Source organism: [Clostridium] colinum (assembly GCF_940677205.1).
In the GTDB taxonomy this organism is placed as follows: domain Bacteria; phylum Bacillota; class Clostridia; order Lachnospirales; family CAG-274; genus Tyzzerella; species Tyzzerella colina.
This window is the reverse complement of the sequence record NZ_OW712331.1, coordinates 859,719-883,710: the sequence shown is the minus strand read 5'-3', so window position 1 is coordinate 883,710 and position 23,992 is coordinate 859,719. Positions and strand designations below refer to the sequence as shown.

Annotated in this window: 25 protein-coding genes; 1 reads left to right on the top strand and 24 read right to left on the bottom strand. The window is 25.8% G+C overall.

Annotated elements, in window-relative coordinates; all coding sequences use genetic code 11:
• Positions 1-12 precede the first annotated feature (12 nt).
• The 8 genes from galE to NBW53_RS04295 form a co-directional block, all read right to left on the bottom strand.
• Complete coding sequence (gene galE, locus NBW53_RS04330) at positions 13-1,029, bottom strand: UDP-glucose 4-epimerase GalE (RefSeq protein ID WP_250278859.1); 1,017 nt, start codon at positions 1,027-1,029, stop codon at positions 13-15.
• Between the two features lie 11 nt (positions 1,030-1,040).
• Positions 1,041-2,534 (bottom strand): UDP-glucose--hexose-1-phosphate uridylyltransferase, encoded by a 1,494-nt coding sequence (gene galT / locus NBW53_RS04325; RefSeq protein ID WP_250278858.1) that lies wholly within the window; start codon positions 2,532-2,534, stop codon positions 1,041-1,043.
• A gap of 9 nt (positions 2,535-2,543) precedes the next feature.
• The gene (locus NBW53_RS04320) at positions 2,544-3,716 is read right to left on the bottom strand and encodes a galactokinase (protein WP_250278857.1); all 1,173 of its coding nucleotides are present in this window, start codon (positions 3,714-3,716) and stop codon (positions 2,544-2,546) included.
• 92 nt (positions 3,717-3,808) lie between these two features.
• Positions 3,809-5,260: a sucrose phosphorylase gene (gtfA, locus tag NBW53_RS04315; RefSeq protein ID WP_250278856.1), complete on the bottom strand. Its 1,452-nt coding sequence runs from the start codon at positions 5,258-5,260 to the stop codon at positions 3,809-3,811.
• A 3-nt stretch (positions 5,261-5,263) separates the two neighbouring features.
• Positions 5,264-7,459 carry an alpha-galactosidase gene (locus tag NBW53_RS04310; RefSeq protein ID WP_250278855.1) on the bottom strand — a complete coding sequence of 732 codons (2,196 nt, stop codon included), beginning with the start codon at positions 7,457-7,459 and terminating at the stop codon, positions 5,264-5,266.
• 12 nt (positions 7,460-7,471) lie between these two features.
• Positions 7,472-8,296 (bottom strand): carbohydrate ABC transporter permease, encoded by an 825-nt coding sequence (locus NBW53_RS04305; protein ID WP_250278854.1) that lies wholly within the window; start codon positions 8,294-8,296, stop codon positions 7,472-7,474.
• 15 nt (positions 8,297-8,311) lie between these two features.
• On the bottom strand, positions 8,312-9,205 hold the full coding sequence (locus NBW53_RS04300) for a carbohydrate ABC transporter permease (RefSeq protein ID WP_250278853.1): 894 nt from the start codon (positions 9,203-9,205) through the stop codon (positions 8,312-8,314).
• A gap of 84 nt (positions 9,206-9,289) precedes the next feature.
• A complete protein-coding gene (locus NBW53_RS04295; RefSeq protein ID WP_250278852.1) occupies positions 9,290-10,549 on the bottom strand; it encodes an ABC transporter substrate-binding protein in 1,260 nt (419 codons plus the stop codon).
• A 227-nt stretch (positions 10,550-10,776) separates the two neighbouring features.
• Between NBW53_RS04295 and NBW53_RS04290 the strand changes: the two genes are divergently transcribed.
• Positions 10,777-11,625 carry an AraC family transcriptional regulator gene (locus NBW53_RS04290; RefSeq protein ID WP_250278851.1) on the top strand — a complete coding sequence of 283 codons (849 nt, stop codon included), beginning with the start codon at positions 10,777-10,779 and terminating at the stop codon, positions 11,623-11,625.
• Positions 11,626-11,923: 298 nt separating this feature from the next.
• On the opposite strand, the gene NBW53_RS04285 is transcribed toward NBW53_RS04290, so the two are convergent.
• The 16 genes from NBW53_RS04285 to eutD form a co-directional block, all read right to left on the bottom strand.
• Positions 11,924-12,151 carry a KH domain-containing protein gene (locus tag NBW53_RS04285; RefSeq protein WP_250278850.1) on the bottom strand — a complete coding sequence of 76 codons (228 nt, stop codon included), beginning with the start codon at positions 12,149-12,151 and terminating at the stop codon, positions 11,924-11,926.
• 27 nt (positions 12,152-12,178) lie between these two features.
• A complete protein-coding gene (gene rpsP, locus NBW53_RS04280; RefSeq protein WP_250278849.1) occupies positions 12,179-12,421 on the bottom strand; it encodes a 30S ribosomal protein S16 in 243 nt (80 codons plus the stop codon).
• A 37-nt stretch (positions 12,422-12,458) separates the two neighbouring features.
• On the bottom strand, positions 12,459-13,799 hold the full coding sequence (gene ffh / locus NBW53_RS04275; protein WP_250278848.1) for a signal recognition particle protein: 1,341 nt from the start codon (positions 13,797-13,799) through the stop codon (positions 12,459-12,461).
• 13 nt (positions 13,800-13,812) lie between these two features.
• Positions 13,813-14,166, bottom strand: coding sequence for a YlxM family DNA-binding protein (gene ylxM, locus NBW53_RS04270; protein WP_250278847.1), 354 nt, complete (start codon positions 14,164-14,166; stop codon positions 13,813-13,815).
• A 120-nt stretch (positions 14,167-14,286) separates the two neighbouring features.
• The gene (locus NBW53_RS04265) at positions 14,287-15,219 is read right to left on the bottom strand and encodes an alpha/beta hydrolase (RefSeq protein ID WP_330651639.1); all 933 of its coding nucleotides are present in this window, start codon (positions 15,217-15,219) and stop codon (positions 14,287-14,289) included.
• A gap of 40 nt (positions 15,220-15,259) precedes the next feature.
• On the bottom strand, positions 15,260-16,327 hold the full coding sequence (gene prfA, locus NBW53_RS04260) for a peptide chain release factor 1 (protein ID WP_250278846.1): 1,068 nt from the start codon (positions 16,325-16,327) through the stop codon (positions 15,260-15,262).
• A gap of 29 nt (positions 16,328-16,356) precedes the next feature.
• A complete protein-coding gene (gene prmC / locus NBW53_RS04255; RefSeq protein ID WP_250278845.1) occupies positions 16,357-17,205 on the bottom strand; it encodes a peptide chain release factor N(5)-glutamine methyltransferase in 849 nt (282 codons plus the stop codon).
• A complete protein-coding gene (locus NBW53_RS04250) occupies positions 17,198-18,154 on the bottom strand; it encodes a DUF1385 domain-containing protein (RefSeq protein WP_250278844.1) in 957 nt (318 codons plus the stop codon). The genes prmC and NBW53_RS04250 overlap by 8 nt, the downstream gene beginning before the upstream one ends.
• Before the next feature lie 163 nt (positions 18,155-18,317).
• Positions 18,318-19,868, bottom strand: coding sequence for a cardiolipin synthase (gene cls, locus NBW53_RS04245; RefSeq protein WP_250278843.1), 1,551 nt, complete (start codon positions 19,866-19,868; stop codon positions 18,318-18,320).
• A 92-nt stretch (positions 19,869-19,960) separates the two neighbouring features.
• Positions 19,961-20,116 carry a hypothetical protein gene (locus NBW53_RS04240; protein ID WP_250278842.1) on the bottom strand — a complete coding sequence of 52 codons (156 nt, stop codon included), beginning with the start codon at positions 20,114-20,116 and terminating at the stop codon, positions 19,961-19,963.
• 246 nt (positions 20,117-20,362) lie between these two features.
• Positions 20,363-20,836: a cupin domain-containing protein gene (locus tag NBW53_RS04235; protein ID WP_250278841.1), complete on the bottom strand. Its 474-nt coding sequence runs from the start codon at positions 20,834-20,836 to the stop codon at positions 20,363-20,365.
• 10 nt (positions 20,837-20,846) lie between these two features.
• Complete coding sequence (eutH, locus tag NBW53_RS04230) at positions 20,847-21,935, bottom strand: ethanolamine utilization protein EutH (protein WP_250278840.1); 1,089 nt, start codon at positions 21,933-21,935, stop codon at positions 20,847-20,849.
• A gap of 15 nt (positions 21,936-21,950) precedes the next feature.
• Entirely contained in the window at positions 21,951-22,499 is a 549-nt protein-coding gene (locus NBW53_RS04225) for a BMC domain-containing protein (RefSeq protein WP_250278839.1), read from the bottom strand.
• Complete coding sequence (locus NBW53_RS04220; RefSeq protein ID WP_250278838.1) at positions 22,496-22,762, bottom strand: EutN/CcmL family microcompartment protein; 267 nt, start codon at positions 22,760-22,762, stop codon at positions 22,496-22,498. Before NBW53_RS04220 ends, NBW53_RS04225 begins: the two co-directional genes overlap by 4 nt.
• 4 nt (positions 22,763-22,766) lie before the next feature.
• Positions 22,767-23,351 carry a hypothetical protein gene (locus NBW53_RS04215; RefSeq protein WP_250278837.1) on the bottom strand — a complete coding sequence of 195 codons (585 nt, stop codon included), beginning with the start codon at positions 23,349-23,351 and terminating at the stop codon, positions 22,767-22,769.
• A 15-nt stretch (positions 23,352-23,366) separates the two neighbouring features.
• Complete coding sequence (gene eutD / locus NBW53_RS04210; RefSeq protein ID WP_250278836.1) at positions 23,367-23,990, bottom strand: ethanolamine utilization phosphate acetyltransferase EutD; 624 nt, start codon at positions 23,988-23,990, stop codon at positions 23,367-23,369.
• Between the last annotated feature and the right edge of the window lie 2 nt (positions 23,991-23,992).

The window sequence follows — 23,992 nt, the reverse complement described above, 5'->3', positions numbered from 1 at the left end:
AAACGTTTTTATTTATTCATCATATCCATTAGGATTATTAGTTTGCCATCTCCACGTATCTTCGCACATTTTTTCAAGACTTCTTTCAGCTTTCCATCCCATTTCTATTTCTGCTTTTTTAGGATTTGCATAATATTGTGCAATGTCTCCATTTCTACGTGGTTTAAATTCATAATTTATTTTTATATTACAAGCTTTTTCAAAAGCATTAACCATATCTAAAACGCTATATCCTATCCCTGTTCCTAAATTATATATTAAAACACCTTTGTCTGTTTCTAATTTTTTAAGTGCTTTAATATGTCCTATAGCTAAATCTACAACATGTATATAATCTCTAACTCCAGTCCCATCTTTTGTATTATAATCATTTCCAAAAATACCTAAACATTTTAATTTCCCAACTGCAACTTGTGATATATATGGCATAAGATTATTAGGTATCCCTTTAGGGTCTTCTCCTATAAGCCCACTTTCATGAGCTCCAACTGGATTAAAATATCTAAGCAAAACTACATTAAAAGTTGGGTCAGATACATTTATATCTGTTAAAATTTGCTCTATCATTGCTTTTGTTTGTCCATAAGGATTTGTTATTTTACCTTTTTTACACTCTTCTGTAATAGGTATAAATTCTGGTTCTCCATAAACAGTAGCAGATGAGCTAAAAACTATATTTTTTACATTAAATTGTTGCATTACTTCACATAAAATTATAGTTCCAGTTATATTATTATAGTAATATTTTAAAGGCTCTTTTACAGATTCGCCAACTGCTTTTAGCCCAGCAAAGTGTATAACTGCCTCTATTTTTTCTTTTTTAAATATATCTATAAGTTCATCTTTATTTAATAAATCTTCTTTATAAAATTTAACTTCCTTGCCTGTTATTTGTTTAACTCTATCTAAAGATTTTTTACTAGAATTACATAAATTATCAACTACGACTACATCATATCCTTGATTTAAAAGTTCAACACAAGTATGGCTACCTATATAACCTGATCCACCAGTAACTAAAATACTCATATTAATCCCTCCTAATTTAAACTATTTATAAATTTTTCAAATCCTTCTTTGCCTTTTTTATCTCTTTTAAATACTCCAGCATGCTCCAAAACAGTTAAAAAAGTTTTTCCTATTTCTATTTTTATTATTTCATCAATATTTTGCCTTGTTATTTCTTCATAATTACTTATAAATTTTTCTACCCATTTACTATGTTTTTTAATTTGTTCATTTTCTTCAATATTTTTATTTTCTAAAATATATTGTTTTAAAATTTCCATTTCTGTTTTTAATCTAGGAGGCAATATAGCAAGCCCCATAACTTCTATTAAACCTATATTTTCTTTTTTAATATTATGTAACTCTTGGTGTGGATGATATATCCCAAAAGGATATTCATCTGTTGTTATATTATTTCTTAAAACTAAATCTAACTCGAAAAAATCTCCTTTTTTTCTTGCAATAGGTGTTATAGTATTATGTGGTTCTTTACCTGTATATGCAAATATAAAATTTTCTTCATCTGTATATTCTCTCCATTTATTTAATATCCTATCTGCTAATTCTATCAATCTTTCAGAATTATTACTTATTAATCTTATAACAGACATAGGCCATTTTACAATACCTACTTCTATTTCTTCAAAATTTTTTATAATAAATTTTCTTTCAATAGGAGCTTTTTCCATAGCAAAAGTATAATTTCCACCTTGAAAATGGTCGTGTGATAATATAGACCCTCCTGTTATAGGTAAGTCTGCATTAGAACCTACAAAATAATGTGGAAATAGATTTAAAAAGTCTAACAATTTTGCAAAAGTACTTTTTTCTATTTTCATAGGTATATGTTCCCCACTAAATACTATACAATGTTCATTGTAATAAACATATGGTGAATATTGAAAAAACCACTCCGAATTATTTATTGTTATAGGTATTATTCTATGATTTTGTCTTGCTGGATGATTTAATCTTCCCATATACCCTTCATTTTCTTTACATAATAAACACTTTGGATAACTACTTGCTTTAATATTTTTTAAAAGTGCTATTTCTTTAGGGTCCTTTTCTGGTTTAGATAGATTTATACTAATATCTAGTGTACCATATTCTGTTTCAACATTCCATTTAATATCTTTTTTTATTCGGTATTCTCTTATATAGTCTGATGCTTGGCTTAATTTGTAGTAATAATCTGTTGCTTCTTTAGGGCTATTTTTATATTTTTCAAAAAAATTTTTTATAATATTACTTGGTCTATCTACTAAAATTCCCATTATTTTTGTATCAAATAAATCTCTTTCTGTTATAGTATTATTTATTATCCCATTTTCACAAGCATAATCTAAAATACATTTTAAAATATTTTCTAAATCTGTTTCTATAATTCCATTGCTTTCTTCTATTTCTGTTATTAACAATATTTCAGATATTTTATTTTTCATAAAATTAAAATCATCTTTATTTATAAGTTGCTTATCTACCGCATATGTAACTAAACTTTCAATAGCATCAAAAATCTTCATAGCAACACCTCATAATTCTATTTGTTTTGGAGTGTTTCCTATTTCTGCCACATAAAAATCTGCATCATATCCTATTTTTTCTCTATAAGACTTTCCTACATTTTTTATAAAATTTTGTACACAATCTTCTCTAACAATACTTACTGTACATCCTCCAAATCCTGCACCTGTCATTCGAGACCCTAAGACCCCATCTTGTTGATAGCTTATTTCTACAAGTGTATCTAACTCTTTTCCTGTTACTTCATAATCTTCTTTTAAAGATTTATGAGATAAATTTAAAAGTTCTCCAAACTTTTTAATATTATTTTCTTGCAAAAATTTATAAGCCTTTTTTGTCCTATCATTTTCATAAACAACGTGTTTAACTCTTTTTTGCCAAATTTCATTTTTTATAATATCTTTAATTTTTTCAAACTCATCTGGAGTTAAATCGGCTAATGTTTCTATATTATTTTTTATTTTTTTTATTTCTATAAGACTCTTTTCACATTCTTCTCTTCTTTCATTATATTTAGAATCTGCTAGTTCTCTTTTTTTATTTGTATTAGATATAACTATTTTCATATTTTCTAAATTTATAGGAGCATATTTATACTCTAAATTATTAGTATTTAAAAATATAGCATTATCTTTTTTAGCCATTGCTATGGCAAATTGGTCCATTATCCCACAGTTTACACCTATGAATTTATTTTCTGCAAATTGACTTATTAATGCTACCTCTATCATATCCATATTAAAGTTATTTAAATCTATTAATATTTTGCTTATTAATATCTCTAAAGATGCAGATGATGAAAGACCAGAACCATTAGGTATTGTTCCAAAACAAACAAAATCAAATCCAAACTCTATTTTATAACCTTTTTGATTAAAGGCCCAAATAACAGATTTTACATAATTTACCCAATTATCTTGTTCATTATAATTTAAATTTGTTATATCTACTTCTATAATTCCTTTATCTTGAAAATTTAAAGAATAACATCTTATTTTTTTATCATCACGCTTTCTAACAACACCATATGTACCTATTGTTAATGCACAAGGCAAAACAAATCCTCCATTATAGTCTATATGCTCCCCTATTAAATTAATCCTACCTGGTGCAAAAAATTTTAATATTTGCCCATCTTTTCCAAATAATTCATTAAACTTATTTATAACATTTTCTATCATTTTCACACCTCCTAAAACTTTAATCATTTTTATATAAATCTTATTAATATAAAATATTTTAATAATTAGGATTAATTATATTAAATTTTATATTATATAATAAGTTCTTTAATTTCTTTATTATTTATATCATAATAGTATATTTTAAAATCATATGTTTTTAAATCTGCTTTTAAATTAGCAAAATTTCCATCTTTTTCCCATCTAATATCAAGAATATTACTTTCTACATTTTCATTTATTTTTATATTCCCATTAAATGCATCATAAGTATTTCTAAATTTTAATAAATTTAAAAGTTTTTTAACAACTTCTCTTTCAGTTTCTTCCTTTATTTCATCTAAAGTGTAATAATGCCTATTTATATTTCTTCCAACTTTAGTTTCTTCTAACAATTCTATATCATTTTTTCCAGCTAAAAGTCCTACATAATATATTTGAGGTATTCCTGGAGTAAACATTTGTATCGCTCTTGATAACAAATATGATTTATCATTATTACCCAAAGCAGAATAATAAGTACAATTTATTTGATATATATCTAAATTATTATATGCCATTGTATTATATATTCTTTTTATATTTGCACCATTATCAAATAAATACTCTTTAGTAAACTCTATTTCTTCATCTGTTAAAATATCTTTTACATCTACTACCCCTATGCCGTCGTGTGTATCTAATGTTGTAAATTGTTTTCTTGGGCATATTTTTAACCAATTAATAAGCCTTTCATTTTTACCAGAATATAATGTATATAAAAGTAACATAGGTAATACAAAATCATAAACCCAATATCCTTTTTCTACAAGTTTTAATTGTATTGTATAATGTTCATGTATTTCTGGTAATATTTCTACATTATTTTTTTCTAATATTTCTTTACATTCATCTAATATATTATAAACATCTGGCTCTACAAAAAAACAATTTGTTCCTTTCTTTTTAGTTGCATAAGCAAAAGCATCTAACCTAATTATGCTTGCTCCATTATTAGCTAAAAACATTAAGTTTTCTTTTGTAAATTTTTTTGTTGTTTCGCTTTTTACATTTAAATCAACTTGTTCTTCATCAAATGTACACCAAAGTTTCTCTTTTGTACCATCTTTAAACTCTACCTCTATAAATGGGTCTCTAGGTTTTCTTTTATATACTTTTTCTAAATTATTTTTTTGTTCTTCTTCACTGTTCCAAAATTTATTATATCTTATAAATAAATCTTTATATTCAGATTTATCTTTATTTTCCTTAAAATCTTTAAAATACTTACTACTTGCAGATATATGGTTTATCATATAGTCATACATAAGGTAATAATCTTTTGCAATATTATTTATATCTTCCCAATTTCCAAAATCTTTTTCAACTTCTCTGTAAGTCATAGGAGCAAACCCTCTATCTGCAGATGATGGAAAAAAAGGCAATATATGCACTCCACTTATAGCTCCTTTAAAATACGTATCTAAAACATATTTTAAATCTTTCAAATCTTTTCCCAAGCTATCTGCATAAGTTATAAGCATTGCTTTATTTTCAAACTTCATATTTTACTCCTCCACTTCTTTTATATATATTTGATATGTTGGAAAATCTCCAAAAGGATTTTTTAAAACTATACCACCCTTCATAAGCATATCTCCTGTGTATATTTTATCATCATTTTCTATTTTATATTTTTTATTTTTATCAAGACCTTTTAATTTTATATTTAAATTTAATTTATTAGGTCCAACTTTTGTAACAACAATATTTAAAAGGCTTTCTTTTAAATCATCAGAAACAAATTGCCACGCTGTATACCAATCATTACTATTAGGTTTACTTAAACGATAATATAAACCATTATGTATGATAGGTTGATATTTTTTATAATCTCTAATTTGTTCTTTTACTTTTAACTTTTCTCCTTCACTTACTACACCTAAATCCATTTCATAGCCAAAGCTTCCAGACATAGCAACAATAGCTCTTGTATCTATATTTGTTTTTCTACCAGTTTGATGATTAGGTATAGCAGAAACATGAGACCCAACAGTAGATATAGGATATATAAATGATGTACCATACTGAATTTCCAATCTTTCAATAGCATCTGTATTATCACTACACCATATTTGTGGCGAATAATATAGCATACCCATATCAAACCTTCCACCACCACCGCTACATCCTTCTAATAAAATATTAGGATATTTTGTAATAATTCTTTCTAAAAGGTTATAAAGACCTAAAACATATTTATGATAAAACTCTCCTTGATTATCTTTTGCAAGATAAGCACTAAATGCATCACAAATACTTCTGTTCATATCCCATTTTATATATTCTATATTAGCATTATCTAATATAGTGGATATACATTCAAATAAATAATCTCTAACATCATCTCTAGACATGTCTAAAACTAATTGATTTCTTGATTTATTAGGACTTCTATTAGGCAATTTTACTGACCAGTCTGGATTTTTTCTAAATAAATCACTATCTTCAGATATCATCTCTGGCTCAAACCATATTCCAAATTTCATACCCATATTATTAATATTTTTAACTAAACTATCTAAACCATTTTTTAATTTATTTTTATTTACAAACCAATCTCCAAGCCCAGAATTGTCATCATTTCTTTTTCCAAACCAACCATCATCTAAAACAAACATTTCTATTCCTAAATCTGAGGCTTGTTTTGCAATATTTATTATTTTATCATCATCAAAATCAAAATAAGTTGCTTCCCAATTATTTATTAATATAGGTCGTCTTTCTAGCTTATATTTACCTCTACAAATATTGTTTCTTATAGCTTTATGAAAATTATGTGATAATTTAGATAAACCTTTATCACTAAATGTTATTAATACTTGAGGTGTTTCAAAAATTTCCCCTTTTTTTACTTCATATTGAAAATTTTCAGGATTTATACCTATATTTGCTCTTATTTGTTCTAACTGGTCTTTTTCAATTTCTATTAAAAAATTGCCACTATAAACTAAAGCCATTCCATAACAATTTCCAAAATCTTCTGTTGTATTTTTTTCACACAAAATTACACTTGGGTTATGTTGATGACTAGATGTTCCTCTTTTACTACTAATAGAAGTTATACCATGTGGTAATATTGTTCTTTCAGTTAACCTTTCCATAGCGTGTCTACCATGAAAATGTATTAGCTCCAAATCTTTATAATAAAAATCTAAACAAGAAGACATAATTTTATTTAATTTTATTGTGCTATTACTATTATTTTTTAATGTAGCCGACCTTGCTATAATATCCATTTCATAAAAAATAGTATAATTTAAAGTAATTTCTATATTTGTTACTTTATCTTTTAAGTATATTTCTAATGTTTTAGGCTTATCTCCATTGTCATAAATATAAGGCATTCCTTCTATTTCTTTTACGCCTTCTTTTATTTTATATCCACTATATTTAGGTTCAAATACATTACAACCATTTTCTTCAATTAAATTTATACTACTAATTCTGTAATCACCAATACCAACACTAGAATATTCTTGTGGTAAAACATCTAATGAAAAAGTTCTATCTTTTGCTTCTGCTGGATTTCCAGAAAAAGAAATATCTGTCTTAGTAATTAAATATTCCATATCTCCTTCTTCTATTTTTTCTCCATAATATGTATGGGTTAAAAAATCAAACTCATCAACTTTCATTTGATATGTAGAATTTTTTGTTTGTAAAGTAAACATATTTTTTTGTTCATTAAAAAATATAGACATATTTTTACCTCCTTATAGTTTACCACCAGATGTAGCAATACCTTCTATAAATTGTTTTTGGAATATTATATATATTATTATCATAGGTACACAAGCTAATAAAGAAGCCGCCATAAGCTGAGGATAATTATTACTATACTGCCCTTGCATTTTTGCTAAAGCAGATGCTAAAGGCATAACACTTTTATTTACTATAAGCGGCCACATTAAATCTTTATATGCAAAAAGTGCTGTAAATATAGATAAAGCTATCATAGCAGATCTTGTCAAAGGAGCCATTATATATAAAAATGTTTGACCTATATTACACCCATCTAAAAGTGCAGCTTCTTCAAGGTCTTTAGGTAAAGACATATATGCTTGCCTTAATAAAAATGTTCCAAAGGCAGTAACAAGTCCTGGAAAAACTAAAGCAAAAATAGTATTAAGCATATTCATTTTACTTACCATTACATATTGAGGAATTATAAATATTTGTGATGGTATCATCATTTGAAAAATAACTAAAGAAAATAATAAATTTTTAAATTTAAAATTTAACCTTGCAAAAGCATATCCTGCCATAGTAGAAGTTAAGACAGCACATATAACTCTTCCAACAATCATTAAAATTGTATTTAAATATAACTTTAAAAAGTCCATATTTTTTATAACAACTTTAAAATTATCTAATATAAATTTTTTAGGCAAAATAACAAAAGGGTCTACAGAAGTTGCCTCACTTACTGTTTTAAAAGAAGTTAACATCATCCATATAAATGGTACAAGCATAGTTATAGAAACTATTATTAAAAATGTATTTATTATTACACTATTTATTTTATTTGATTTATCCATAACATACCTCCTATACTAATTATAATGTACCCACTTTTTCTGAGCTTTCATCTGTACTAATGTTATAAACATTATTATTATAATAAGTAGAACAACAATAGCCGAACCAACTCCTCTATTATTTTCTACAAAAGAGTATTGATAAAATAAATATACTAAAGATTGCGTTTTATTTAACGCTGGATTTGTCTTATCTATAATCATAAATATTAAGTCAAATACTTGTAATGCTCCTATAACTCTTGTTATTGCAACAAAAAATATTGTTGGTGATAAAAGTGGTATTGTTATATTAAAAAATTGCCTTATAGGAGATGCTCCATCTATACTTGATGCTTCATAGTAATCTTTAGGTATTTCTTGTAGCCCTGATAAAAATAGTATCATATTGTATCCTATTATAGACCAAATACCTACTATTGCAAGTGAATAAATAGCTATATTAGGGTTTGATATCCAATTTATATTTAAATTAAATATATTATTTAATAAACCAAATTCAGAATTAAAGAGCCATTTCCAAACCATAGCAATAGCAGCAGGAGCAGCAACCATAGGTAAAAACATAATTGTTCTATATATAGATACTCCCTTTACTTTTCTATTTAATAAAACTGCTAAAACTAAAGATATAATTATAGATATAGGCACTTCTATTATTGTGTATTTAAATGTATTTATAATTGCTTGCCAAACATTTGAATCTAATAAAATTGTTTTATAATTTTCAAGCCCTACAAAAGTATTACCTTTGCCAAAATCTCCTACCTTAAAAAAACTTTGATATATTGTACTTATAGCTGGTATTATATTTAAAACAAACAAGCCTAATATTGTAGGAAAAACAAAAGCTAGCCCCCATATATTTTCCATCTTCTGCTTTTTGGACATTTTTACCCTACTTCTCATACTCTATCCTCCTTTTTAGATTTAAATATAACAAGATTGGTTTAAAACTAATCTTGTTATATTTAAAAATTAATTTACATTATATTATTGTTCATTCTTTAACATTTCGTTCATTTTTTCGGCAATTAAATTACAATTTTCTTCCATAGTTATATTACCACTCCAACTCTCTTTAAGTTGTTGTTGTAACATGTTTTCCCAAACTAAAGTATCTTTTGAATAAGGTCTTATAACAAGTTCTGCTTTATCTTCATCTAAAACATCTAAATATGCTTGTAAATTAAATGGTGCAGAATTCACCCAATTATCAGAAACTCCTTCATAAGCAGACATTGTAACGCCTAAATCTGCTTGTTTTCTTTGCATATTTTCACTTCCTAGCCATTCTACAAGTTTTAAAGCTCCTTCAGGATTTTTAGTGTTTGCAGAAACTGACCAACCTAAACCATTATATAAAGAAACTCTTTTGCCATCATTATTTTTAGGAATAATAGCAACATCACAATTTTGTACTATATATTCATTTTGTTTAAATGGAGCAACCATCCAAGACCCTTGTGTAAGCATAGCAATTTTTCCAGAGCTTAACAAAGTATCTGTTCCTGTTTCTGCCATAACATTTACTGGAGGCATAACAGTTTTTATCATTTCACCTACAAAATTCATTGCTTTTACAGTATTTTCACTATTAAATTCTGACTTAGTTTTATCATCAGATATTACACTTCCACCCATAGAATAAATGATATTATAATATCCATCTTGATTATTTGTTGTATTCATAGCTAAACCATATTGACTACCGTCTTCTTTCGTTAGCTTTTTAGCTACATCATAAAATGTTTCCCAAGTCCATGTTTCATCTGGATAAGGAATATTAGCTTCATCAAACATAGTTTTGTTATACCATAATGCTATAGTATCTATATCTTTTGGTATAGCATAAATTTTCCCTTCATATGTATACATATCTAAAATATCTTCTTTAAACTTATCTACATTTAAAATACTACTTTCATTTATCATAGACGTTAAGTCTAATAATATATCATTTTTCATATATTTTGTAGCTTGATTAGAATGCATCCAAAACACATCTGGCATATCTCCACCAGAAGCACCAGCTTCTAAAAGTGTCCAATAGCTATCCCAAGTTATTACTTGAAGTTCTGTTTCTATACCTGTTTCTTTTGTAAATTCATTTAATATTTCTCTTAATCCTGCTTCTTGTCCTTGGTCCCAAATAGTTACAGTTAATTTATTAGAACTTGTGTTACTTTTACAACCTGTAATAGATAATATTGTAACCACACAAATGAAAATAATAGATAAAATTTTTTTCATTAAAATCACTCCTTTGATTATTTTTAACTAAATATTTTTTATCCACTTTCATATTTTGTATTTTTTGTATAATTATTTATATATATACAATAACATATTGTAGATTTTTTTAAAATATATATAAACTATTAAAATATATATTTTTTATATTTTTTATAAAATATATTGAAATCATCTAGAATTTATATATATAATATAGAATATAAAATATAAAGGAGGATATAATTTTGAATGATTTATTTTTCCATATATTTAATGATAATAACTTTATAGATGTAAAAATTTATCAATATGGTTATGAAAAATGTAAACCTGCTCATTCTTTTGGACCAGCTATTAGACAACATTATTTATTTCATTATATAATTTCTGGAAAAGGTATACTTTTTTTAGAAAATTCTAATAAAACTAATAATACATACAATTTATCTTCTGGACAAGGATTTTTAATCCCTCCAAATAAATGTTGTCATTACATAGCTGATGAAAAATATCCTTGGGAATACATATGGATTGAATTTAGTGGTTTAAAAATTGATGAATTTATAAAAATTAGTGGCTTGTCTTGTGATAACCCTATTTATAAATCAGATAATAAATCAAATATAAAATTAAAGAATAAAATGTTTGATATTTTAAATTCTGATAAAGACGACCCCTTAGAGGCTATGGGCCATTTATACTTATTTTTATTTTTATTAAAAAATTCTAACCAAAATAGAATGAAACCTACCTATGGAGACTTAAAAAATTTTTATGTAAGAGAGGCTATAAACTATATAGAAAACAACTATCAAAATAATATTACAATAGAAGAAATTTCTCTTTTTTTAGGTCTTAATAAAAGTTATTTTGGTAAAATTTTTAAAGAAGTTATTAATAGTAATCCTCAAGAGTTTTTAATACAATATAGAATGTCCAAAGCTTGTGAGCTACTAAAAACTTCTAATCTTTCTATTAAAGAAATTGGAGAAAAAGTTGGATATATAAATCCTCTTCACTTTTCTAAAGTATTTAAAAATACATTTAATATATCTCCTAGAGAGTGGAAATTAAAAAACCAATACAAAAGTTAAAATTATTAACGATTATTTGTCAAAACTAGTGATAAATTTTTTAAATTTATAAATATAACTAAACCATAATTTAATTTACAAGTATCTAAGTTATTTATTATAAAAACATATATACAATTTATAACTTTTTAGTAGTAATTTTCTATTTTTTATTACTAAAATATTTTAATTGTTTATATTTTTTCTATCACTAAAAACGGTAAACAACCTTTTTAATTTTTTTTAGAATTTTTAAATACTAAAAAAGGTTATAAATTGCTTTTTGTTATTACAAGCAGTTTATAACCTAAATATATTATTATAAAATTTTAACTATAACTTTTTTATTTTGATATGATGCACAAGATTTTATAACTGTTCTAATGGCTTTAGCTATCTTTCCTTGTTTTCCAATAACTTTACCAACATCATCATCTGAAACAATTAATTCTAAAATAGTAACATCATTTTCTTCAATTTCAGTTATTTTTATAGCTTCTTTATTATCTACGAGATTTTTAACAATTACATTTAAGAGTTCTTTCATAAATGTTACCTCTTTCTAAAATAAAGACTATTCGATAGCACCAGATTTTTTTAATAATGCACGAACAGTGTCTGTAGGTTGAGCACCATTACCAAGCCATTTTTTAGCATTTTCAACATCAACTTTTAAAATAGCTGGTTCTTTAGTAGGGTCATAATAACCTATTTCATCAATAGCTTTACCACCTCTAGGTGTTTTAGAATCTGCTACAACTATTCTATAAAAAGGTGCTTTTTTTGCTCCTAATCTTTTTAATCTAATTTTTACCATTTTTTGTTCCTCCTAAAATTAAAAATTTACTAAATATTTATTTGAAAAAAGGAAGATTAAATTTCCCTTTTTTTCCTTTCATCATACCATTCATCATTTTCATAGCATTTTTAGCATTTTCAAAATCTTTAAGAAGCTTATTAACTTCTTGAACTGTCCTTCCAGACCCCTTAGCTATACGTTTTTTTCTAGAGCCATTAATAATGTTTGGTTTTTGCCTTTCCTCTTTTGTCATAGAACTAATAATAGCTTCAACATGAGAAATTGTTTTATCATTTAGATTAACATCATCTAAATTTATTTTATTCATACCAGGTAAAGGAATCATACCTAAAATATCTTTTATAGACCCCATTTTTTTAACTTGTTGCATTTGATTTAAAAAGTCATTTAAATCAAAATCTAAGTTACGCATTTTCTTTTCAAGTTCTAAAACTTCTTTTTCATCATAAACTTGTTGAGCTTTTTCTATTAAAGTTAAAACATCACCCATACCTAATATACGAGATACCATTCTATCTGGGTGGAATGCTTCTAAATCTTCTAACTTTTCACCCATACCAACATATTTTATAGGTTTTTTAGTAACAGCTCTAACAGATAAAGCTGCACCACCACGAGTATCACCGTCTAGTTTAGTTATTATCGTTCCATCTATACCAAGTCTTTCATCAAAAGATGATGCAACATTAACGGCATCTTGACCTGTCATAGCATCTAATACAAGTAAAATTTCTTGAGGTCGAACTTCTTGTTTTATTTGAGATAATTCATCCATAAGCTCTTCATTTATGTGAAGCCTTCCAGCAGTGTCTATAATTACAATATCATTACCATTTTCTTTGGCATATTTAATAGAAGATTTAGCTATATTAATAGGATTTTCTTGACCTATAGAAAAAACAGGTATATTATATGTTTTACCTACTACTTCTAATTGTTTAATTGCCGCTGGTCTATATATATCACACGCAACTAATAGAGGTTGTTTTCCTTGTTTTCTCAAAAGGCCTGCTAATTTTCCACTTGTAGTAGTTTTACCAGCCCCTTGTAAACCAACCATCATATAAATAGTTGGAGACTTAGAAGAAAATGTTAATATACTTTGCGTTGTTCCTAATAAATCTATAAGCTCATCTTTAACAACTTTTATAACTTGTTGCCCTGGGTTTAAGCCTTCTAAAACTTCAACACCAATAGCTTTTTCTGTAACATTAGATATAAATTCTTTTACGATTTTAAAGTTTACATCTGCTTCTAAAAGAGCTAATTTTACTTCTCTTAGGGCAGCTTTTACATCTTTTTCAGAAAGTTTACCTTTACCAGTAAGATTTTTAAAAACATCTTGTAGTTTTGAAGATAGATTTTCAAAAGCCATATTTTAAGCCTCCTTAGTCTAACAAAGTGCTTAAAGATTCTTTTATCTCATTTAATAATGAAACATAAAATAAATCTAAACTATTGCTAGATAATATATTTTCTATATTATTAATTGTTTTATCAATAATTTTTTTTTGGTTTAAATGTTTTTCAATTAAGGAAAGCTTTTCTTCATAATGCAATAAAGTTTTTTCTGTTCGCTTAATACTATCCAAAACAGCTTGACGGCTAATATTGTATTGAGAGCTAATCTCATAAAGAGATAAATCATTAAGATGATATAGCTCAAAAATTTCTTTTTGTTTATCTGTTAAAAGCTCTCCATAAAAATCATATAGCATTGTAAGAAATAATATTTTATCCATAAGACACCTTCCTGTAAAGGCAATATACTTTACAATAAAATATTCTATACTAATTTTTACTATATGTCAATCATTTTTTTATAAAAATAAAATTTTATGTAAAATAATTATTATATATTTTTATTTTAAAATTTTTATTATCCAATTTAAAATATCGTTGTATACTTCTTTTTTTCCTATTTCATTTAAAATTTCGTGTCTAAACCCTTCATATAGCTTACATTCAACATTTTTCATTCCTATTTTTTTAAATGTTTTAAAAACACTCAACACACTTTTTCCAAAATTACCCACAGGGTCTTTATCTCCAGAAACAAATAAAATAGGTAAATCTTTAGGCATCTTATTTAAATAGTTTTTATTAGATAATTTTTCTATTCCATATAATAAATTGTAATATCCATTTAATGTAAATATAAAATTGCATCTTTTATCTTCAATATATTTTTGTATTATTTTTTCATCTCTAGTTAGCCACTCTTTACCTGTTTTGGAAGGTTCAAATTTTTTATTAAATCCTGCAAAAACAGCCTTGTCAATAAATTCACTTCTATATCTCCAACCTTTTTGAGAAGCTATCTTATTTATTAATGCAATGCCACCTTTTATATGTAGTGTATATTCATTTCCTGTTCCCATAATAATTGCGCCATCTATTTCATTTCCATATTCACATAAATATTGTCTTAATAAAAATGAACCCATACTATGCCCTAAAAAAATATAAGGTAAATTTGGATATTTTTCTTTTGTAATTTTTGTTAAATAATACATATCTTTTATTACATTATTGTTTCCATTTTTTTCAGAAAAATATCCAAAATTTTCCTCACAACTAATCGATTTTCCGTGTCCTAAATGGTCATTACCTACAACTAATATTCCGTAATTATTCAAAAATTTAGCAAAATCTTCATATCTTTCAATATGCTCAACCATTCCGTGAGCAATTTGTAAAATACATTTAATTTCATTAGCTATCCAATTTACACAATGTATATTTGTTAATTCGTCTGATGATTTGTAGTAAAATTCATCTTTTTTAATAAACATTTAGTCACCTTCTATCTTAATGCACAGTTAATATACAGTTTTATTCTGTTCCTTCTTTTAATTTTTCTGCTTGTTCCGTTGTAATAAGTGTATCCATTATCTCATCTAAATCTCCATCTATAATAGAATCTAAACGGTGTAATGTAAGCCCTACTCTATGGTCTGTAACTCTTCCTTGAGGGAAATTATATGTTCTTATTCTTTCATTTCTATTACCACGGCCTACTTGACTTTTTCTTTCTGCAGAAAGCTCTGCGTGTTGCTTTTCAAGCTCCATATCATAAAGTCTACTTGCAAGTACTTTTAATGCTTTTTCTTTATTTTTAAGCTGACTTTTTTCATCTTGACAAGATACAACTATACCAGTTGGTACATGTGTTGCACGAACTGCCGAATCTGTTGTATTAACACATTGTCCACCATTACCAGAAGCTCTAAATACGTCTATACGTACGTCATTTAAATCTAATTTAAAATCTATGTCTTCAACTTCCGGTAAAACTGCTACTGTAACAGTAGATGTGTGTATCCTTCCACTAGATTCAGTATCGGGTACTCTTTGTACTCTATGAACTCCACTTTCATATTTAAGTCTAGAATAAGCTCCTTGGCCCATTATCATAAACGATATTTCTTTAAATCCACCCATATCACTAGGTGTAGAGCTCATGATTTCTGTTTTCCATCTTCTTCTTTCTGCATATCGGTTGTACATTCTGTATAAATCACCAGCAAAAATGTTAGCTTCATCTCCACCAGCTCCGCCTCTTATTTCTACAATAACATTTTTATCATCATTTGGGTCTTTTGGTATTAAAAGTATTTTTAATTCTTCTTTTATTTGTTCAATCTTTTCGTTATTTTCATTAAGCTCTTCTTTTGCAAGTTGACGCATTTCTTCATCACTTTCATTAAGCATTTCTTTTGCATCTTCTATTGCTTGTTTTGTTTGTTCATATTCCTTATATTTATTAACAATAGGACTAATATCGCTATGCTCTTTCATTAACTTTCGCCATTCTTCATTATTGCTTATAACTTCTGGGTCATTTATTTTATCTGATAATTCAATATACCTTTTTTCTAAATCTATTAGTTTGTCAAACATTATTTGCCTCCTAAAAACTTTTATATTAATTATATTAATTTTATATTTCCTAATATAACTCTGTCAAGACCTGATAAATCTTTTAATATGTCTATATTAATAAAATTATGGTTTGTCATAATTTTTTTTACATCTTCAGCTTGGTCATGTCCTATTTCAAATAATAAATATCCTCCTTTATTAAGATATTTATTTGCATTATTAACTATTTTTTCATAAAAAATAAGTCCACTTTCCCCACCATCTAAAGCCAATATTGGTTCATAGTCTTTAACATTTTTATCTAAAGTTTCTATTACTTTAGTTTTTATATATGGCGGATTAGATACTATAATATCATATTTTTTATTTATATTTTCAAAAATATCACTTTTAATAAAGTTAATATTTTTTATATTATTTAAATTTGCATTTTTTTTAGCAATTTCTAAAGCTTTATTATTTATATCTATTGCATCTACATTAATATCACAATATTTAGCTAAAGATATTGCAATAGCTCCACTACCAGTTCCTATATCTATTACATTTTTTAGTTTATTTTCATTAATAATTTCTATTGCCTTTTCAACTAAAATTTCTGTGTCTGGCCTTGGTATAAGTGTGTTTCTATCTAATAAAAATTCAAGCCCCATAAACTCACATTTTCCAATTATATAAGCTATAGGTTCATTTTTTAATCTTCTATTAAAAAAACTCTCAAACTTTTCAAATTCTTCAGGTTTTAATATATAGTCTAAGTTTAAGTAAAGCTTTGTTTTACTAAATTGTGTAACATTCATCAATAATACTTCTACATCTAAAGAATAAGTATCAAAGTTATTTTCTTTTAGTATTTTTTTATAATGTATAAGTATATCTTTTACTTTTTTACTCATTATTAGTACCTTCTTCTTCTAAAACTCCTTTTAAAGATAAAATAGCCGTTTCTATCATTTCATCTTCTGGCTCTTTTGTTGTAATTTTTTGTAAAGCCATTCCGGGAGCACTAATTATTTTTACAAAAAGATTATCACATCTACCAGCTATTTTTATTACCTCATAACTTATGCCGGCAATAAATGGAACTAATATAACCCTTGATAAAACTCTAAGTGTTACATTATCTGTTCTTAAAAACATAAAAACTATCATACTAATAATCATTACAATAATAAGAAAACTTGTTCCACATCTTTTATGTAATCTTGTATGTTTTCTTACATTTTCTATAGTAAGCTCATCTCCACTTTCAAAACAATTTATAGTTTTATGCTCTGCTCCGTGATATTTAAAAAGCCTCTGAATATCTTCCATTTTTGATATTAATAAAATATATGCTAAAAATATTAAAATCCTAACTATTCCTTCTACAATACCTATTCCCCAAAGGCTAACATTAAAAATTTTAGTAATAAAACTACTTATCCAAACAGGTAAAACCATAAATATCGCAATAGATAATATAACAGAAATAAAAACACTAAAATATATAATATAATCTGCCAGTTTTTCTCCAAATTTTTTTTCAAGCCATATGTCTAGCTTGCTTTTTTTCTCATTTTCATCACCTTCATCTAAACCAGATAATGTAGCAGACCTCATTATTATTTTTGTACCCAAAACTAAGCTATCAACAAAACTTAATATTCCTCTAAAAAAAGGTATTTTTAACATTTTATCTTTATTAACTGAACGGTTTATTTCATTTTTTTCAACCGTAATTTCTTTAGTATTAATATTTCTAACAGCCATACAGTATATAGATTTGCCACGCATCATAACACCTTCTATAACAGCTTGGCCACCAATAGATTTAGCTATTAATTTACAATCTTTATCTGACAATAATATCACCTCTCTAAATTTTTAATATTAATCTATACTATTTTAACATAGTATTTTATACAAGTCTATAAAATAATTTTTAATATTTTTAAAATTAAAAACAAAGATAAGATTAATTTGTTATAGTCTTATCTTTGTAATAATATTTATTTAATATAAAAAATTATAATAATGGTGCAAATATTTGTAATATAGACCTAAATAACTTTCTTATAGCAGATACTTGATAACATTCATCTAAAGTGTATATTTTACATTTTTCTAATGTGTTTAAATAATCTTCTTTCATATCTAATATAGTCTTAGATTTATACATCCAAACACCACATTCAAAATGTAAATATAAACTTCTATAATCTAGATTTATAGTTCCTATAACGGCATATTTATCATCTACAACAAAACTTTTAGCGTGAATAAATCCTGGTTTATATTCATACACTTTTACTCCACTTTCTATAAGTGTTTGATAATTTGACCTGGTTACTTCAAAAACAGTTTTCTTATCTGGTATAAAAGGTGTAACTATTTTAACATCAACACCTCTTTTAGCCGCCATACACAAAGTAGACATCATTTCATAATCTATAATTAAATAAGGTGTATTTATATATATATATTCTGTGGCACTATTTATAAGATTTACAAAAACATTACTACTAACTATTTCTCTATCTAAAGGGCTATCACTAAATGGTATTATATATCCATCATATTCTTCTGCGTCTTCTTTGTATTCAAATTCTCCTTTATATAATAAAAAGTTTTCGTCTACTTTCCTTAAAAATTTCCACATATTTAAAAACATTATTGTAAAGCCCCAAACACCTTCACCTTTTATCATTATTCCAGTATCTTTCCAGTGTCCAAAACGCTCTATTTCATTTATATATTCATCTGCAAGATTAAATCCACCTGTAAATGCTACTTTACCATCTATTACAGTTATTTTTCTATGCGTCCTGTTATTGTATATAACAGTAAAGATTAAATTTGCAGGGTTAAATACGCTACATTTTATACCAAGTGTTTCAAGGTATTTATCATAATTTTTAGGCAATGTCATTATACAGCCAAAATCGTCATATATTAGGCGAACTTCTACTCCCTCAGCAACTTTTCTTTTTAATACTTCTAATATACTATCCCACATTTTACCTTCAGATATTATAAAATATTCCATAAATATAAATTTTTCAGCTTTTTCAAGCTCTTCTAAAAATACTTTATAATATTCCTCACCTACTTTAAAATAGTTACTTTGTCTATTTTTAAATACTTGACTTTCGCCGTAATCTATAAGATATTTAGCTTGTCGCATAGCTACAATATCTTCTTCTTCTAGTTTGTTTAAAATTTTTTTATCTTTTAATATTACTTTGGATAAATCATCTATATGCTTAGCATAATACTTTTTTTGTTTTTTCTTTGTTACTTTGCTAAATCTACCACTGCTAAATAATGCATAAAATATCCAACCTAACTGTGGAAAAAGCATTATAGGTATAATCCAAGCTATTTTATATGATGGGTTCATATTACTATTAATTAAAAATAATAATATCATTATACTAAATAAAATGCCTATAAGATAAAAATAGAAAAAATATTCTTGAAATTTTACTACTACGAATAATATTAAAGCTATTTGTACAAAAAAAGCCAATAATAATATCACTGCTCTACCAAAAAGTACATCTATAATTTTTTTCATATGTTAATCTCCCTTATGTTATGTAACCAAATTATAATATATTTATTAAAAAAAATCAACTTTTTTAAATAATTTTGAAATAATAATTCCCTCTATAATTTATATTTTAATATTTTTTGTTGTATGTTGTTACACTCTTGTTGTCTACAAAAATCGTAAACCTTTAAAGCTATAATACATTCTTCTCTAACTCTATCATTAAGTGGTGCTGCTGCTCCACATTCATTTTCAATTTCAAAAGCACTCATTTTAAAATCCTCCTCAAAATAAATATAATTATAATTTTTTATATGTTTCTTTTGTTTTTTAACTCCTTAATATATATTATTATACTTTTATATTTTTGTTACATTTTTTGTATACAATATTTTATAAATAATCAATTTTTTAAATACTTTGTATTCAAAAATAGAGTTATACTTTAATTGTATTTAAATAAAAATAACGTTAATAGTAATATTTATATTTAAAATAACTACTAACGTTATATATTATTAATTTTGATTATTCCAATCTGCTGGATACGTTATATATAAAAATCTAGCATAATTGGGCACAGAAAATTTTATAGTACTACCTTTTGGGATAAAAATCATTTCGCCTTTATCTGCAGAAACTTTTTCCCCATTAATTATAATATCTAAATGCCCATCTATAATATAATCTATTTCATCGTAATTTAATGTCCAATCAAAAGTTGTTTTTTTCATTTCCATTATACCAGCACCAAGCCTAGAACTTTCTTCTAATGTTAAAACATCTTTTGTATATACAATATCGGATAATTTTCCTGTGTCTAATCTATTTTCTTCAGAAACTTTAACAGTATCTAATTTAACAGAAATAACTCCACTTTTATTTTCTTTTACAAAATCTATATTTTGTGTTGTGAGGCTTGAAAGTTTTTCTTCAACAACTTGTCTTAGTATAGTTTCTAATAAATTTTTATCTATGTTTTTAAAATCCATATTTTACCTCCTATTTGCCTTTTGAAAGAGTTTTGTTAGCCATAATAATAGCTACAAATATAGCTGTAACTCCTCCTACAAGCTTACCAACAATCATAGGAAAAATCATGTCTTTATTAAATCCAGCCGTAAAGCCTAAGTGGTCTCCAAATACAAATGCGGCAGAAACAGCAAAAGCAACATTTATTATTTTCCCTCTATTATCCATATCTTTTAACATTTGAAACATGGGTATGCTATTAGCAAGACTAGCAATAAGACCAGCTGCCGCAACATCGTTCATTTTTAATATTTGACCTAATTTTAATAATGGTTTCTTAAATACTTTTGTAATAACATAAACTAGCGGAAATGCTCCTGCCAAAACAATAGCAATATCTCCAACAATGGTAATGCCTTCTTCTATTGGGTTTAAGCCTTTTATTATAACTATTCCAGTTAATTTTTCAATAATAGCTAAAACTAAACCTATTGTTATAATAATAACTACTGCTTTACCAAAAATAGTAAAAGCTTTTAACATAAAGTCTTCAAATAAAAATAACAATACTGCTATTAAAATAGCAAAAATAATTATAGGTATAAGGTTTTTAAATACCATCATAAAATCAAATCCTGCAACTAATCCTCCAACAAAAGCACCAATAGGTATTGTTATTACCCCCGATAAAACACCTGTTGCAAGATATTTTTGGTCTTCTTTTTCAATAATCCCAAGAGCAACTGGAATAGTAAAAACAATAGTAGGCCCCATCATAGCACCAACTATAAGCCCACCAAAAAGGCCTGCTTCTGGTGTGTTTGCAAGCTCGATAGCAAGAGGTGCTCCACCCATATCGTTGGCTAAAAGGCTACCAGCAAACATAGCAGGGTCTGCTCCTAATAAATTAAAGATAGGAACAACAATAGGTCTTAAAATATTAGCAAGAACAGGCGCAAGACATATAACCCCAACCATTGATAATGCTAAAGCACCCATAGTTATTATTCCTTCTTCAAATTTTTCACCAACACCAAATTTATTTCCGATACATTTATCTATAGCCCCTAAGACCATAAATATAACCATTATATATAAAATAATTTCATTAATGCTCAATTTACCACCTCTAAATTAAATTTTTTCCATAATTTCTTTACAAGCAAAAGGAATAATAGCTGTATTTAAAATTTCTTTTTTATCTAACAATTCTTTAACATTATAAATAGCATTTTCAACACTACTTACTGAACCAGTTATTAAAAATACAAATTTACCACCTATAGCAAAGGCTAATTGTATTTTAAAAAGATTTACATCACTAGATTTTAAGGCATAGTCTAATGCTTTTATACCAGAACAAATTTTTAATGTTTCTACTATACCAAAGCAAAGTCCTTCTATATCTTTGGATATATACTTACCTTTTAAGCCCTCTATAATTTGATTGTGTACTTTATTAATAATAAATGATTCTATTAAAAAGTTATCATCAAGGCTTTCACCTAAACATACTGCCTCTTTAACATCTTGTGAATCACCAGAAAAAATTATCACAAACTTTCCAGGACAAACACTTTTTGAATAAATAATTTCTATATTATTTTGCTTTAAAATTTCATTAGAAACTTCTATTCCTTTACATATACTTTTAAATTCTAAAGAACCAATACTTTTATTCATAAATTAAACTCCATTGAATCTATTATTCCTATAATTGCACAATCAATAGGTATATTAGAATTTCCTATTTTTCTTGCACTACTACCTTCTGTTAATAAAACTAAATCACCATTTCCAGCTCCAATTCTATCACAAGCTACAAAAAGTTCATCTTTAAAAATATCTTCTTCTTTCAATATTTTTACAATAAGAAATTTTTCTCCACTTAAATTTTCATCTTTTCTTGTTGCCCATAAATTCCCAACAACTTTTCCTATTCTCATAAAATTATCTTCTTTCTAAAATAATATTATTTTCTTTTATAAAGTCTTTTGCCAAAGGTGAAATTATTTTATCATTGTTTAAAATAAGCTTATTACCTTTAATATGATTTTTTATATTGTTTAAACATATTAAACGTTCATTTTTAATCACATCTTCTTTAACTTCGTTTATAAATTTTATATTATAAGATTTTAATATATTTTCAAAAGATAAATATTTTTTATAAACTTCTTTAGGTAATGTATTTATATATTTTTTATACTCAATACCATTTTTAAAAATATAAATATTTTTTCCTTTTGCCAAAAATTCTAAAATAAATTCTTCTTCTTTAGATATTGGAAGTAAATTAGCCAATGAAGATAACATAGTTAAAGAAAGAAATGTTATATAAATAGCATTAATCTCATCTGTATTTACTAAATCATTAAATTTAACTACTTCAAAATTTTTATTGAAAAAGCTACTTTGATTACCAAAAACAATAATTTTGTTTCTATGTTTATTTATTAAAGATTGATTAATATTTTGAATTTTTTTTAAAATTTCTTCATAAATTTCATCTATTAATCTTTCTTTATTTTTCAATAAAAACACCTCCAATTATTTTATAATTATTCCGAAGGTGCCATTTTTAAAAGCACAAGCATTTGCTTCATCAAAATCTATATGCATATAAGTTTTAAAATTAGGACTAATTCTAACAACTACATCATCAAATATTAATGGTCTATTAGAGAATACTTTTACTTTAACTATTTCTCCATCAAAAACATTAAATTTGTCTTTATCTTTTTCTTCAATATGAATATGCCTTTGTGCTACAATAATTCCTTTATCTTTTTCTATAATCCCTTTTTCAGATTTTATTTTAATACCTGGAGTATTATCAATATCTCCACTTTGACGTATAGGCACATCTATGCCTAATAATCTAGCATCTGTTAAAGAAACCTCAACCTGTGTTTCTTTTCTTACAGGTCCTAAAACAACAACATTTTTTATTGTATTTTTAGGTCCTATTATATCAACTCTTTCTTGACATACATATTGTCCTGGTTGAGAAAGCTCTTTAACTTTATTTAAAATATACCCTTTTCCAAAAAGTTTTTCCAAATCTTCTTGGCTTAAATGAATATGCCTTCCAGATGCCTCTATCTCTATAAGATGAGTATTTTTTATTTCTTTTACAATTTCATTTACAATACTATTTAATACTTCTTTCATAA